This window comes from Arthrobacter sp. 49Tsu3.1M3, from assembly GCF_900168135.1.
Lineage (GTDB): Bacteria > Actinomycetota > Actinomycetes > Actinomycetales > Micrococcaceae > Arthrobacter.
Genome location: NZ_FUZD01000004.1, coordinates 232,451 through 246,427, shown reverse-complemented (window position 1 = coordinate 246,427; position 13,977 = coordinate 232,451). Strand labels below are relative to the sequence as shown.

The following is a 13,977-nucleotide window of genomic DNA, read 5'->3' as shown; positions in this document are numbered from 1 at the left end:
ACCTCTGATGGAGAGAGCGACACCAGCGGTTCAGGACGCCACTCCGGGATCTCCGGCCTCCGTCCTGCAAGGCTAGGGTTGCCTCCCTGACGGACCCGAGCGCGTTCAGGGATTGACGCTGTCCTTCACGCCTCAGGCAGCCGCCCCCTGAAAGTGGGACTCGATGATGCCCTTGATGTCCTCGTGGCAGCCGCCGCAGCCGGTGCCGGCGCGGGTGGATGCCGATACCTCCGGCACCGTTCCGCAGCCCTCGGACACGGCAGCGGCAATGGCCGTGCCGCTGACACCGGCGCACCGGCAGACCGTCCGGGCGGGGTCGGCGGAACCTGCGGAAGCGACCTGGTCCGGGCCGTCCAGGCGCAGCAGCAGCGACCGGTCGGCGGGAAGTTCGGCGCCGCGTTCGAAGAGCTGCACCAGCTCGGCAGAGGTGCGCGGCATGCCCACGGCTACCAGTCCTTCCAGCACGCCGGCGCGAGTGGTCATTTTCACGTAGCGGCCGTGCTCGGGATCGGCCCACTGGGCGATCTGCAGCCTCGCCCTGCCGTTTACGGCCCCGGCGGTCAAGGCTTCCTCGTCCCACGGGTCGGCGGACACGTCCCCGGCCACGGCCATGTTCATGCCGCGGGCCTTGAGCACAATCACGCCCGGCAGTTCCGCCGGCAGGGACGGCAAAGCTTCGGCCTCCGCGTCGGCCCCGGACGCCAGCAGGGTCAGGTAATCGGCGAGCCATTCGGCCTGCCGCCAGCCCGGGCCGACCAGCCCGGAGGGCCCGCGCGCGGTCCGGCACTGAACGCACTCGGGGTCGGGGCAGCGGACCTCGGCGCAGTCGCCGATGGCGAAGATGTGGGGCTCGTGGTGGGCGCGGAGCTTGTGGTCCACCAGGATCCCGGCCCCGGTGGAGAGCCCGCAGCCCTCCGCCAGTTCGGTCCTCGGCCGGACACCGCAGGAGAGGACCAGGAGGTCGCCGTCGATCGCGGAGCCGTCATCGAGCAACAAAGCGGAGAAGCCGCCGTCGGGCGCGTTGTGTTCGACGCCGACCGAGCGGGCGTTGCCGGCCACCCGCACACCGCAGTTCCGCAGGGACGCCGCGAGCACGGCGCCGCCGCCGCGGTCGATGTTCCGGCCCAAAGGATGCGGGCCGTTGTGCACCACGGTGACCGTGGCGCCTTCCTCTGCTGCGGCGAGGGCCGTCTCCAGGCCCAGCACGCCGCCGCCCAGGACCACCACGCGCTTGCCGCCGGCCACGGCAGAGTGCAGCACGGACGCGTCGCGGAGATCGCGCAGGGCGGTCACGCCCGGCGGCAGCACCGGCGCGGCAGGGTCCGGGTTGAGCCCGGTCAGGTTCGGGATGACGGGCCGTGAACCGGTGGCGAAGACGAGGCGCTCGTAGCCGGGGGAGGTGCCGTCGCTCAACAAGACCCGCTGCCGGGCGCGGTCCACGCGGCGGACGCGGACGCCCAGCCGGACATCGACGCCGTCGGCCACCAGTGCCGCCGCGTCCGCGAGGGCCAGTGCGGCCGGGGTCGTCCGGCCGACGCCAAGATCCGCCACCAGCACGCGGTTGTACGCCGCCTCGGACTCTTCGCCGACCACTGTCAGGTGTGCGGTGCCGCTGCGCACGGCCGGCAGCAGCTCGTCGATCAGCCTCGCGGCGACGGGACCGAAGCCCACCACCACAATCCGCTCAGTCATGAGGTCTCCTCTGCTTGAAGAACGCGGGCTGGAACGCCGCTGTGCGTGCCGGCCAGGACATCCAGGGAAGCTGCCGGGCGGATCCACACCTTGCTGGTCTTGAACTCGGGCATCCCGGAAATGGGGTCCGTGGCCGCCTCGGTGAGCCGGTTGGCGCTCTCAAGCTCCGGGAAGTGGAACGGCAGGAACACCGTCTCCGGCCGGATGTCCGTGCTCAGTTCGGCGCGGCAGCTGACCACGCCGCGTTCGTTGGAAATCGAGACGTAGTCGCCGTCGGAGATGCCCTGGGCGGCGGCCGCGGCGGGATGGAGCTGGAGCCGCGCCTCCGGCTGGGCCTCGGCCAGGGTGGCCACCCGGCGGGTCTGCGCGCCGGACTGGTAGTGCTCCATCAGGCGGCCGGTAATGAGGGTCATCGGCGTGCCGGGACGATCGGCGCCGGCCCGGTCGGCTCCCTGGTCCGCCCGGCGGCCCGCCGCGGAGGCGAAGCCCGCAGAGGAAGAACGACGCCGGGGCGTCACCGGCGTGAACACGGCCCGGCCGCCCGCGTGGGCGAAGGCGTCCAGGAAGAGCCGTGGCGTGCCCGTGCTTCCGGCGGGGTAGGGCCAGTAGGCGGCCTCGCCACGGTCCAGCATGGCGTAGTCGATTCCGGAGTAGTCGGCCAGGCCTCCGGAGGACGCGAGCCGGAGCTCCTCGAACACCGTTTCCGGATCCTCGCTGAAGGTGGATTGCGCGTGCAGCATTTCGGCCAGCCGGGTCATGATCCACAGCTCGGTGCGGACACCCGGCGGGGGAGTGAGGGCCCGGCGGCGGCGGAGCACGCGGCCCTCGAGGTTGGTCAGGGTTCCTTCTTCCTCGGCCCACTGGGTCACCGGCAGGACGAGGTCCGCCTCGGCGGCGGTCTCGGAGAGGAAGAAGTCGCACACCACCAGGAAGTCCAGGCTGCGCAGGCCCGCGATCACGGCGTTCGCGTCCGGTGCGGAGACCGCCACGTTGGCGCCGTGCACGAAGAGGCACCGGACGCCGTCGGGCTGTCCCAGGGATTTGAGGAGTTCGACGGCGGGAAGGCCGGGGCCGGGAATCAGGGGTTCGGGCACGCCCCAGACCCTGGCCATGTGGGCGCGGGCGGCGGGATCGGTGATCTTCCGGTAGCCGGGGAGCTGGTCCGCCTTCTGGCCGTGTTCGCGGCCGCCCTGGCCGTTGCCCTGGCCGGTGAGCGTGCCGTAGCCGCTGCGAGCGGAGCCCGGCAGGCCCAGCAGGAGGGAGAGGTTGATGGCGGCCGTGGCGGTGTCAGTGCCGTCCACGTGCTGTTCGACGCCGCGGCCGGTGAGGATGTAGCTGCCGCCCTTGCCGGCGCCGTCGGCCAGCCGCCGGGCGGTTTCACGGATCAGCCCGGCGGGGACGCCGGTGATCGACTGGACCCGTTCGGGCCAGAAGCTGGCGACGCTGCGGACCGCGGCGTCATAACCCGTGGTCCGGTCCGCGATGTAGCCCGCGTCGGCGAGGCCCTCGTGGATCACCGTGTGGGAGATGCCCAGGAGCAGGGCGAGGTCGGTGCCGGGCAGCGGCTGCAGGTGCAGCCCGCCGCCGTCGGAGGTGAACGCGGCGGTGGCGGAGCGCCGGGGGTCGACGACGATCAGGCCGCCCGCGTCGCGCGCCCCCTGGAGGTGCTGGACGAAGGGCGGCATGGTCTCGGCAACGTTGGAGCCGAGCATCAGGATGGTGCTGGCGGTGTCGAGATCCGCGAGCGGGAACGGGAGCCCGCGGTCCAGGCCGAAGGCGCGCATGCCGGCCGCGGCGGCCGAGGACATGCAGAACCGCCCGTTGTAGTCGATCCGCGAGGTGCCCAAGGCCAGCCTGGCGAACTTGCCCAGCTGGTAGGCCTTCTCATTGGTGAGGCCGCCGCCGCCAAACACGCCGACGGCGTCAGCCCCGTGCTCGAGGCGGGCCTGCTTGACGGCGGAGACGATCCGCGTAAGAGCCTCGTCCCAGCTGACCGGATGATGGACGCCGTCGGCGCCCTTCAGCAGGGGCTCCGTGACGCGGCCCGGGTGGTCCAGCAGCGAGGCCGAGGTCCAGCCCTTGCGGCACAGGCCGCCGCGGTTGGTGGGGAAGTCCCGCCCGGCGACCGTCAGGAGCGGCGCGGACGTGGGGGTGGTGGCGGGGGCCGGTGCGGCGTCTACGGGCTCTGACCTCGGCTGGACAGCCGGGGTCAGAGCCGCTGGAGATGTGAGCGTCATGGCGCACTGCAGGGCGCAGTAAGGGCAGTGCGTATTGGCGCTTTTGGTCATTTTAGACGTGTCCCATCGCATTTCGGTTGGCGTTGCGGATGTAGCAGAACCAGCAGACCACCAGCATCAGGACGTAGGCCCCCACAAATCCGTAGAACGCCGAGGTGTAGGAGCCGCTGGCGGTGTTGGAGGCGTTGAGGACCTGGGGGATGATGAATCCGCCGTAGGCGCCGATGGCCGAGATCAGGCCGAGGGCCGAGGACGCGAGCCGCTGGGTGGCGTGCGTGCTGGCCCCGGAGCGGGCGGCCCGGCTGGAGGTGGCGAAGATGATAGGGATCATGCGGTAGGTGGCGCCGTTTCCGAAGCCGCTGGCGGTGAAGAGGAGCAGGAACAGGAAGAGGAAGAGCCAGAAGTTCTTCAGCGGCAGGGTCCAGAGCATGGTGAGGGTGATGACGGCCATGGCGGCGAAGGCTGCGACGGTCATGCGGGCCCCGCCCATCCGGTCTGCCATGCGTCCGCCGTACGGGCGGGCCAGGGACCCGACCAGCGGGCCGAGGAAGGCCAGGGACAGGGCCACGGTGCCGACGGAGATGGAGGAGAATGCCGGGAAGTAGTCCTTGATGAGCTTGGGGAAGACGCCGGCGAAGCCGATGAAGGAGCCGAAGGTGCCGATGTAGAGCAGCGCCATGATCCACAGGTGCGGCTCTTTGATCGCGGCCAGCGAACCTGCGACGTCGCCCTTGGCGCTGGTGAGGTTGTTCATGTACTTCCAGGCACCGAAGGCCGCCAGCAGGATCAGCGGAACCCACATGAACCCTGCGACGGGCAAGTTCACGGTCCCGGCTGCCAGCAGGGTGATGGCGATCGGCACGGCCAGCTGTGCGACGGCGGCACCGAGGTTTCCGCCGGCGGCGTTCAGGCCCAGGGCCCAGCCCTTTTCCCGTGCGGGGTAGAAGAAGGTGATGTTCGCCATCGAGCTGGCGAAGTTGCCGCCGCCGAAGCCGGCCAGCGCGGCCACGAACAGCATGACGCCGAACGGGGTGGCCGGGTTGGCGACGCACAGCCCCAGGCCGATCGTGGGGATCAGCAGCAACAGGGCGGAGACGATGGTCCAGTTGCGGCCGCCGAAGCGGGGAACCATGAACGTATAGGGGATCCGGAGCGTGGCGCCGACGAGGCTTGGCATGGAGATCAGCCAGAAGATCTCGTTGGTGGAGAACTTGAAGCCGGCGGAGGGAAGCTGGACCACCACGATCGACCACAGCTGCCAGACCACGAAGCCCAGGAACTCGGCGAAGATGGACCAGTTCAGGTTGCGCCGGGCGATCGAGCGGCCGGTCGACTCCCACTGCTCCTTGTTTTCCGCGTCCCAGTTGGCGATCCAGCGGCCGGGCCGGTGGTCGAGGGTAAGGGTGCCGCCGGTACTGGCGGCGCCGACCTCTGCGGTGCCGATTTCGGCGGTGCGTTCAGCAGTCACTTGGGAGACCTCCTTGGGGGGTGATGTCCTTCAAAGGTAGGGATGCCGCGTTTCCGGCACGGACGAGGTTTATTAACGCGCTGTGACTTTTGCCTATCGGGGCTTTTATGACGGTGTGAGAATAGGTGTGACGGCCACCACGTGGGACAACGACACGAAGTCCAAATAGCGGACTATTTGTCCATTGACTGGACGGTGGGAACTATTATCAGACGTATTCGAATCCCTAGCCGGCGGCCCCGGGCATCGGGCTCTTGGGGAAATATCCGACCGGTCTTCATGAAAGCGTTACTACATGTCATCCACTGCCACCTCCGCGGAGCATGGGTCCACCAAGCAGGTGAATTCGCGCGGCCGCGTGATTGTCGCCAGCCTGATCGGTACCACCGTCGAGTTCTATGACTTCTACGTTTACGCCACCGCGGCCGTGCTCGTTTTCCCGAAGCTCTTCTTCCCCGGGCAGAACGAGACCACCCAGCTGCTGGCATCCTTCGCCGTGTTCGGCGTCGCGTTCATCGCCCGCCCGCTCGGCTCGGTCATCTTCGGCCACTTCGGTGACAAGTTCGGCCGCAAGGGCACGCTGGTGGCCTCCCTGCTGACCATGGGCGTTGCCACCTTCCTGATCGGCTGCCTGCCGACGGCGAGCGTCCCGGGCTGGGCTTTCCTGGCCCCGGCGCTCCTCGTGGTCCTGCGCTTCGCACAGGGCCTGGCCCTCGGCGGCGAATGGAGCGGCGCCGCGCTGCTGGCGACCGAGAACGCGCCGTCGAACAAGCGCGCCATTTACGGCACGTTCCCGCAGCTGGGGGCCCCGATCGGCTTCATCATCGCCAACGTGATCTTCCTGGTCTTCAGCTACACCCTGACGCCGGACGCCTTCATGGAATGGGGCTGGCGGGTGCCGTTCCTGCTTAGCGCCATCATGGTCATCATCGGCCTCTACGTGCGCCTCAAGCTGATCGAAACCCCGGCCTTCACCAAGGTCATCGAATCCAATGAGGTTGCCAAGCTGCCGCTGGCACGGGTCTTCAAGACCAGCTGGCGTCCGCTGATCCTGGGCACGTTCATCATGCTCGCCACCTACGTGCTCTTCTACCTGATGACCACGTTCACGCTGACCTACGGCACCCGGGCATCCAGCCTGGACACCGCGAAGGCCGCCGCCGAAAAGGCCGGCAAGCCGATGACCGACGCCGCCGCGGCAGCGTTCGTCCCGGGCCTGGGCTACAGCAGGAACGACTTCCTCTGGATGCTGATCGCCGGCGTCGTATTCTTCGGTATCTTCACGCTGGTCTCCGGCCCGCTGGCCGAAAAGTTCGGCCGCCGCAAGATGCTGATCGTTGTCACCTTCGGCATCCTCGCCTTCGGCCTGCTGTTCGTTCCGCTGTTCAGCGCCGGGTTCGCCGGTGCCATGGCGCTGCTGATCATCGGCTTCTCGCTCATGGGCCTGACGTTCGGTCCCATGGGTGCGCTCCTGCCGGAGTTGTTCCCGGGCAATGTCCGCTACACCGGCTCCGCCATCAGCTACAACGTCTCCAGCATCCTGGGCGCGGCTGTGGCTCCGTTCATCGCCGTCTGGCTCTGGGAACTGGCCGGGGGCAGCACCGTGCTGGTGGGTGTCTACCTTGCCGCCATGGCGGTGCTGACGCTGATCGCCCTGTTCGTGAGCAAGGAAACCCGGGACCTCGACTACACCAACAACGTAGCCTGACTTCCGGTCCTCATTCCTGACGGGAGAAGCCCGGTGTGTTCAATGAACACACCGGGCTTCTGCGTTGGCGGGGGCTCAGCTGGCGTAGCGCTCCACAAAGTTCCGCAGGATCTTCATCGGTTCTGTCGCAGTGAACTGCCGCGCGTCTTCCATGAGCATTTCGGCCGATTCCGGCGGGAAGTAGCCGGCATGGCGGTAGATATCGATCCTTGTGACGAGCCCTTCGGCATCGAGCTCCGGGTGGAACTGCGTGGCGTACAGGTTGGTCTTGACCCGGAACATGTGCACCGGGCAGGCGGCCGAGCTGGCCAGCAGCACCGCGTGGGCGGGCAGGACGGTGCAGGCTTCCTTGTGGCCGGTGAACGCCGTAAAGCTCTCCGGCAGCCCGCGCAGGAGGGGATCCTGCAGCCCCTCCGCCGTCAGTTTGATAGTGACGCCGCCAAGCCCTTCACCGTACGTCCGGTCGATCACGGCGCCCTGGTGCAGCCCGAGGGTGCCGACGCCGTAGCAAGCGCCGAGAAACGGGAAGTCCTCGGCCACGATCCTGTCCAGCAGCCCGGCGAGTTCGCGCTCCACCCGATGCTGGGTGGCGCTCTTGTGCTCGGCCGGGTCGCTGGAAGTAAAGGGACTGCCGCCCACAATGACGCCCGAATAGTCCGACAACTCAAGCGCGGGCAGCGGGGCTTCTTCCATCCGGATGCGGTGGAGCTGCTCGGGCTGGAGTCCGCAGTAGCGTAGGTAGGCGCGGTATTCGTCCTCGGCGGCGGTGTCTTCCGCGCGCGAGGCGAGGAGCAGGAATGGCTTCACAGTCCAAGTCTCTACTGGCCTGTCGCGGACGCGCCAGAGGCGCGCCCGCGGCCGGCAGCGGCGCCGGCCGTCCGCCGTCGCCGTATCGTGAGCCGCTTACTCCGCGGCGCCGTCCTCGATCATGGCGATGATGGCACCCGCGGACACGGTCTCGCCGGCCGCCGCGGCGAGGCCGATCACGATCCCGGCGCGGTGGGCGGTGAGCGGCTGTTCCATCTTCATGGCCTCGAGCACGACGACGAGATCGCCCTCGGCGACCGTGTCACCCTCGGCGACGGCCACCTTCACGATGGTCCCCTGCATGGGGGAGGTCAGGGCGTTGCCGCTTGCGGCCGCGGGTGCGCCGCCACCGCGGGAGCGCTTCTTGGCCTTGGCCGGCTTGGCGCCTGCGGCATTGCTGACCGAGCCGAGCGACGCCGGCAGCACGACTTCCAGGCGCTTGCCGCCGACCTCGACGACGACGCGCTGGCGGTCGCCGGCGTCGGCCGCTTCAGCCTCGGTGCCGGTCGGGGTCCAGGCCGGAATGTCGTTGACGAAGGCCGTCTCGATCCAGCGGGTGTGGACCTTGAAGGGGCCCTCGACCGGTGCGAAATCGGGATTGGAAACCACCGCGAGGTCGAACGGGATGACGGTGGGGATGCCCTCCACCACCATTTCCTCCAGCGCCCGCCGGGAGCGCTGCAGGGCCTGGGCGCGGGTGGCTCCGGTGACGATCAGCTTGGAGAGCATGGAGTCGAAGTTGCCGCTGATGACATCGCCCTGCTCCACGCCGGAATCGACGCGGATACCGGGACCGGTGGGGTTTTTCAGTACCGTGATGGTGCCGGGGGCGGGCATGAAGTTCCGGCCCGGGTCCTCGCCGGTGATGCGGAATTCGATCGAGTGGCCGCGGACTTCCGGGTCGCCGTAGCCGAGCTCTTCGCCGCGGGCCAGCCGGAACTGTTCGCGGACGAGGTCGATCCCGGTGACTTCCTCGGAGACGCAGTGCTCCACCTGAAGCCGGGTGTTGACCTCGAGGAAGGAGATGGTGCCGTCCTGGCCGACGAGGAATTCGCAGGTGCCTGCGCCGAGGTAGCCCGCCTCCTTGAGGATGGCCTTGGAGGATTCGTAGAGCCGGCGGTTCTGGTCCTCGGTGAGGAACGGGGCCGGGGCTTCCTCGACGAGTTTCTGGTTCCGGCGCTGGAGCGAGCAGTCGCGGGTGGAGACCACCACGACGTTGCCGTGGGCGTCGGCCAGGCACTGGGTCTCGACGTGGCGCGGGGCGTCCAGGAAGCGCTCAATGAAGCACTCGCCGCGGCCGAAGGCGGCGGTGGCCTCGCGCACGGCGGATTCGAAGAGTTCGGGGATTTCTTCGCGGGTGCGGGCCACCTTGATGCCGCGTCCGCCGCCGCCGAAGGCCGCCTTGATGGCGACGGGCAGGCCGAACTTGTCCACGAAGTCGAGGATTTCCTCGGCGGATTCGACCGGGTCGGCGGTGCCGGGGACCTGCGGGGCGCCGACCTTCTCGGCAATGTGGCGGGCCTGGACCTTGTCGCCCAGGGCAGAGATCGCTTCGGGGGAGGGGCCGATCCACGTAATGCCGGCATCGATCACCTTGGCGGCGAACTCGGCGTTCTCGGCCAGGAACCCGTACCCGGGGTGAATGGCGTCCGCGCCGGACTGGCGGGCGACGTCGATGATCTTGTCCATCACCAAGTAGGACTCCGCGGCGGTGTTGCCACCGAGCGCGTAGGCCTCGTCCGCGAGCCGGGCGTGCAGCGCGTCGCGATCGGGGTCCGCGTAGACAGCCACCGAGGCGATGCCTTCATCGCGGGCGGCGCGAATGATGCGCACCGCAATTTCTCCGCGGTTGGCGATCAGCACCTTGGTCAGCCGGCGGATGCCCGCGGCTGTAGATGACTGCGTTGATCCCGGCACGGTGGGTGCGGACTGCTCCGAATTTGCTGACAAGGCGTCTCCTTCTTTCCTTCAGGGAGCCTAGCGCGGTTTTGAGGGTTCCGCCGATATTACTTGCGGATTCCGCGCGTATACGGCCCTTCCTTTGTAGGGTTGCCACAAAGGGCGGCGAATTGGCTCACTCCGCCACGCATTCCGTCATTACTCGGCGCGGACGTCCGCAGGGTCGACAGCGCCGCCGGTCCAGAGCTCGGTGATCCCCACATTCGCCTGGCCGAGCAGGGCACGCAGGGTGGAGATGGAGAGCCCGACGACGGTGTGGGGATCGCCGTCGACCTTGCGGATGAACGCCCCGCCGTAGCCGTCGATCGTGAAGGAGCCGGCGCACTGGAGCGGCTCGCCGGTGGCGATGTAGGTCTCGATTTCCTCGGCGCTCATCTCCATGAAGTGCACCTCGGCCGAGGACACCGAGCCCAGGGTGGCGCCGGTGCCGCGCGCGGTGTCGTCGCCGTCGGTGTCGCCGTCTTCTGTGTCGGTGTCTGTATCAGTGTCTGCGACGGCCGTGTCGCGGCAGTCGACCAGCCAGTGGCCGGTGTGCAGGACGCCCATCCCGCCGCTCATGCGCAGCATGCGCTCCCGGGCGACGTCGGCCGTATAGGGCTTGCCGTGGGCCTCGCCGTCGAACTCGAAAACCGAGTCGCAGCCGATCACGAGTGCGCCGTCCGCCTCAGGCAGGGACGCGACGGCCTCAGCCTTTGCCCGGGCCAGCAGCAGGGCCGTGTCATGCGGATCCGTCACGCCGTAGCGGGCCTGCACGGCGTCCTCATCCACATCCGAGACGAGGACCTCGTGGGCGATGCCGGCGTTGTGGAGCAGCTTGGTGCGGGCGGGGGACTGAGAGGCAAGAATGAGGCGGGTCACGGCTCCAGCCTAATCCACCGCACGCGTGCAGGCCGGGGGCCGGGACAGGCGCCTGGCCGGGGCGGAAGACCCTGTTTGCCGATAGGTGACAGTGGTGGAGTTGAACCGGCAGCGTAAAGAGAATCGAGAAGCCCATGTCCGGATGGCTGGTGGCAAGCGTTGGCATGGTTGGTGACGGAACATATTTTGGCTGGGACGGCTTCACCATCCAGTCCGGAAATTTGATCGTGATCGTCGTGATGATCATCCTGTTCGTACTGGCCCTGGTCCTTCCATTTCCGGGCGGGAAGCGGCGGAAATGACCGCCGGTGCCGCACGGGGGCACGGTGCGCCGGTCGATGAAGCGGACGCCCACACTTTGACCGGCAGGGTCCGCCGTTGGCTCCTGAGGAAGCTTCCGCCGGACAAGCTGTTGCCCGAGGACCAGCCGGTCTTTGTGGCGTCCTGGGCCTACGTATTCGGCATGGGAGCCGTCGCGTCCCTGCTGTGGATCATCGTGTCCGGGATCGTGCTGGGATTGAACGGACCCCAGTGGTATCACGTTTCTTCGCTGGGTAGCTTCGTCAACAGCACCCATTTGTGGAGCGTGGAGTTCTTCTCATTTTCATGGTCGTGCACCTTTGGCTGAAATTCTGGATGGCGGCCTGGCGCGGGGGCAGGGTCCTGACCTGGATTACCGGCGTGATCTCGTTTGTCGTTTCCATCGTGGCGGCCTTCACCGGGTATCTGCTTCAGACGAATTTCGATTCCCAGTGGATTGCCTTCGAAGCGAAGGATGCGCTGAACGCGGTCGGAGTGGGCGCCTGGTTCAATGTGGCCAACGTCGGTCAGCTCTTCACCTGGCACGTCACGCTGCTGTCACTGGCCGTGGGCGCCGTGGTTGTCCTGCACGTCCTGCTGGTCCGGGTCCACGGCGTTGCACCTCCACTTGAGGCCGCGGAGTCAGACGCCCAGCTGCTACACAGCCGGCCGGAAGCCACCGAACCACCGGAGCCAGCCGGACCCAGGGGTGACGTGCGATGACCAGGAAGAGCAGCAGTATCTCTTGGCGGAAGACGGACGACGTCGCCAGCAGGCCCTGGACAGGCAGCGTCCGCGAATATGACCTCATCAAGGAACTGATCATCGGCGTCGTCGCGGTTGGTCTGCTCGTGCTCGGTGTGTCGGCCATCTTCGGGTCCCCGGATGAGCCCAGCGTCAGCCTCAGGGCGTGGGCCACGGCCGCCCCCTCGGATTTCGTTGGCACCGCAGCCAAGGAGCTTGCCGGGACAAGCGATACTGCAGGATACGGGCCGCCCTACAACTCGACCCCGGACGCGACGCAGAAGATCGGCCCCGTGGACTTCCAAAGCCTCTCAGGCGTCCGCCTTCCGGTGGATACGGCCAATGACTTCGTGATCACTCCGCTGTCCACGCTGCCCTCGCCGCCAGAAGCCGTGGCGCAGTGGACGGCCGCCACGGATCAGCAACGCTCAAGCTGGGCGGCTGCCTATTCCGATGCCCTGGCCGCCGCTCCCGATAATGACCCGGCCAAGGTGGCCGGCGGCGACTATGGTCCGGTCCCGGCGCTGACCGGGGCGCTGTTGGACATGGCGCGCCAGGGCAGCCTGGACGGGGTGCTGCAGAACGGCGGAAACTTCTACAACATGGACTACACCCGCAGTCTCCTGTTCTTGGGCGACGGCGGCTACTTCCCGGATCTCGCGGCCAGCCAGCACCTTTCCGGGGATCAGTGGGGCGTGATGAATGAAACCGGCGATACGCCCGGGCAGTCATGGTTGTGGCTCTTCTCGCTCCTCTACCAAATCGAGCCGTTCAAGTCCGCGCCCAATGCCGATGCCCTCGTCGTTGTGACGATGCTGGTGCTGACCGCGTTGCTGACGCTGCTGCCGTTCATCCCTGGTCTGAGGTCGCTGCCGCGAACGATCCCCCTTCATCGCCTGGTCTGGAAGGACTACTACCGCAACCGCTGAGTTGCCCGGATCAGTAGATGATCCGGGCAGCGGATTCCGGCAGAGACGGATGGGCGAGATGCGCGGATCGGACGGACACCACACCGATACATCTGGCCGAGCGAACTCGATCTCATGGCCCGGATGGCCGGGTTTGAGCTGGAGTCCAGGTGGGCAGACTGGGACCTCAGCGAATTCACCGCGGAATCTCGCAGTCACGTGTCGGTGTACCGGCTGGCCGCACGCTGAGGGTCGAGCTCCCCACCCCCGGCGACGACAGAATCGTTCGCACAAACGCGGCACCAAGCCAGGGCCAATCGTGCTTTCCGGGGTTCATTCCGGGGTTCCTTCCGGCTGTCGCTTAGATTGTCAGGGGTCCCTGAAACACTGGATTCATGGACGGCAATCAGGGGCCTGATGTGGCTCTCGGACCGGCGGCAGGGCCCCGCGACGGCGGGTCGTTCGCCGCGGCCGCCCTCCGGCTGGCCGCGCTCCCGCCGGCCACGGATAGTGCCGGGATCATTGACCGGCTTCGTATACTCGAGGATTTCAAATCCGCCGCGGCCGCGGAACAGGCCTGGCTCGCCGTCGCACTGGATCTGTCCCAGCGCCGCGCCCAGGCCGCCGCCGGGGTGCCCGCGGAGAAGCTCGGCGCCGGGGTCGGCGCGCAGATCGCCCTGGCCCGGCGCGAATCCCCCGCCAGAGGCGGCCGGCTCCTCGGCCTGGCCAAAGCCCTCGTGACCGAAATGCCCCACACCCTCACCGCCCTGCAGACCGGGCAGCTCAACGAATGGCGCGCCACCCTGCTCGTGCGCGAAACCTCCTGCCTGGCCGCCGCCGACCGGGCCGCCGTCGACGCCGAACTCGCCGCCGACACCGGGACGTTCGCCGGGGCCGGTGACCGGTCCCTGGTCGCGGCGGCGCGGGCCGCCGCGTACCGGCTGGACCCCCGTTCCGTGACCGACCGCGCCGCGCACGCCGCCACCGAACGGCACGTCAGCCTCCGCCCGGCCCCCGACACCATGTGCCACCTCAGCGCCCTGCTGCCCGTGACCGCCGGCGTCGCGGTCTACAAGGCGCTGAGCGGGCACGCCGATACCCTGCGCGCCGCCGGGGACCCGAGGGGCCGCGGGCAGCTGATGGCCGATGCGCTGGTCGAACGCACCACCGGCACCCCCGGCGGGATCAGCGGCGTCGAGATCCAGCTCGTCATCACCGACCGCACCCTCTTCCAGGGAAACTCCGAACCTGCCCGGCTCCCCGGCTACGGCACCGTCCCCGCCGGCTGGGCCCGCA

Annotated in this window: 12 protein-coding genes and 1 pseudogene; 7 read left to right on the top strand and 6 right to left on the bottom strand. The window is 68.2% G+C overall.

Annotation, left to right across the window (positions count from 1 at the left end):
- Positions 1-132 precede the first annotated feature (132 nt).
- Genes B5X90_RS07730 through B5X90_RS07720 form a run of 3 tightly spaced genes read right to left on the bottom strand, consistent with a single transcriptional unit; the run spans position 133 to position 5,373 of the window.
- Positions 133-1,692: an FAD-dependent oxidoreductase gene (locus tag B5X90_RS07730; RefSeq protein ID WP_079551586.1), complete on the bottom strand. Its 1,560-nt coding sequence runs from the start codon at positions 1,690-1,692 to the stop codon at positions 133-135.
- Positions 1,689-3,980, bottom strand: coding sequence for a molybdopterin oxidoreductase family protein (locus tag B5X90_RS07725; RefSeq protein ID WP_079551584.1), 2,292 nt, complete (start codon positions 3,978-3,980; stop codon positions 1,689-1,691). The genes B5X90_RS07730 and B5X90_RS07725 overlap by 4 nt, the downstream gene beginning before the upstream one ends.
- A 1-nt stretch (position 3,981) precedes the next feature.
- The gene (locus B5X90_RS07720) at positions 3,982-5,373 is read right to left on the bottom strand and encodes an MFS transporter (protein ID WP_372702879.1); all 1,392 of its coding nucleotides are present in this window, start codon (positions 5,371-5,373) and stop codon (positions 3,982-3,984) included.
- A 319-nt stretch (positions 5,374-5,692) separates the two neighbouring features.
- Between B5X90_RS07720 and B5X90_RS07715 the strand changes: the two genes are divergently transcribed.
- Positions 5,693-7,105, top strand: coding sequence for an MFS transporter (locus B5X90_RS07715; protein WP_079551579.1), 1,413 nt, complete (start codon positions 5,693-5,695; stop codon positions 7,103-7,105).
- Positions 7,106-7,180: 75 nt separating this feature from the next.
- Here the strand turns inward: B5X90_RS07715 and B5X90_RS07710 are convergent, their stop codons facing one another.
- The 3 genes from B5X90_RS07710 to B5X90_RS07700 form a co-directional block, all read right to left on the bottom strand.
- Complete coding sequence (locus tag B5X90_RS07710) at positions 7,181-7,912, bottom strand: glutamine amidotransferase (RefSeq protein WP_079551576.1); 732 nt, start codon at positions 7,910-7,912, stop codon at positions 7,181-7,183.
- A gap of 96 nt (positions 7,913-8,008) precedes the next feature.
- Entirely contained in the window at positions 8,009-9,862 is a 1,854-nt protein-coding gene (locus B5X90_RS07705) for an acetyl/propionyl/methylcrotonyl-CoA carboxylase subunit alpha (RefSeq protein WP_372702877.1), read from the bottom strand.
- Between the two features lie 147 nt (positions 9,863-10,009).
- A complete protein-coding gene (locus B5X90_RS07700) occupies positions 10,010-10,729 on the bottom strand; it encodes a Maf family protein (RefSeq protein ID WP_079551574.1) in 720 nt (239 codons plus the stop codon).
- A gap of 134 nt (positions 10,730-10,863) precedes the next feature.
- On the opposite strand from B5X90_RS07700, the gene B5X90_RS21245 reads away from it, so the two are divergent.
- The 6 genes and pseudogenes from B5X90_RS21245 to B5X90_RS07680 form a co-directional block, all read left to right on the top strand.
- On the top strand, positions 10,864-11,031 hold the full coding sequence (locus tag B5X90_RS21245; protein WP_179129077.1) for a hypothetical protein: 168 nt from the start codon (positions 10,864-10,866) through the stop codon (positions 11,029-11,031).
- Positions 11,028-11,357 (top strand): hypothetical protein, encoded by a 330-nt coding sequence (locus B5X90_RS21390; RefSeq protein ID WP_218670186.1) that lies wholly within the window; start codon positions 11,028-11,030, stop codon positions 11,355-11,357. Before B5X90_RS21245 ends, B5X90_RS21390 begins: the two co-directional genes overlap by 4 nt.
- Complete coding sequence (locus B5X90_RS21385; protein ID WP_218670185.1) at positions 11,336-11,752, top strand: cytochrome b N-terminal domain-containing protein; 417 nt, start codon at positions 11,336-11,338, stop codon at positions 11,750-11,752. The genes B5X90_RS21390 and B5X90_RS21385 overlap by 22 nt, the downstream gene beginning before the upstream one ends.
- Positions 11,749-12,702: a hypothetical protein gene (locus B5X90_RS07690; RefSeq protein ID WP_256860110.1), complete on the top strand. Its 954-nt coding sequence runs from the start codon at positions 11,749-11,751 to the stop codon at positions 12,700-12,702. Before B5X90_RS21385 ends, B5X90_RS07690 begins: the two co-directional genes overlap by 4 nt.
- Before the next feature lie 36 nt (positions 12,703-12,738).
- A pseudogene (locus tag B5X90_RS21590) lies at positions 12,739-12,930 on the top strand (SAM-dependent methyltransferase); the annotation flags it as partial.
- 146 nt (positions 12,931-13,076) lie between these two features.
- On the top strand, positions 13,077-13,977 hold a 901-nt coding region (locus tag B5X90_RS07680), incomplete at its 3' end, for a DUF222 domain-containing protein (RefSeq protein ID WP_143264685.1).

Bases quoted from the DNA above. Each gene is read 5' to 3' on its own strand.
- B5X90_RS21385 (WP_218670185.1), top strand. From the start codon at position 11,336: ATGGTCGTGCACCTTTGGCTGAAATTCTGGATGGCGGCCTGGCGCGGG.
- B5X90_RS21245 (WP_179129077.1), top strand. From the start codon at position 10,864: ATGTCCGGATGGCTGGTGGCAAGCGTTGGCATGGTTGGTGACGGAACA.
- B5X90_RS07690 (WP_256860110.1), top strand. From the start codon at position 11,749: ATGACCAGGAAGAGCAGCAGTATCTCTTGGCGGAAGACGGACGACGTC.
- B5X90_RS07725 (WP_079551584.1), bottom strand. From the start codon at position 3,980: ATGACCAAAAGCGCCAATACGCACTGCCCTTACTGCGCCCTGCAGTGC.
- B5X90_RS21390 (WP_218670186.1), top strand. From the start codon at position 11,028: ATGACCGCCGGTGCCGCACGGGGGCACGGTGCGCCGGTCGATGAAGCG.
- B5X90_RS07715 (WP_079551579.1), top strand. From the start codon at position 5,693: ATGTCATCCACTGCCACCTCCGCGGAGCATGGGTCCACCAAGCAGGTG.
- B5X90_RS07730 (WP_079551586.1), bottom strand. From the start codon at position 1,692: ATGACTGAGCGGATTGTGGTGGTGGGCTTCGGTCCCGTCGCCGCGAGG.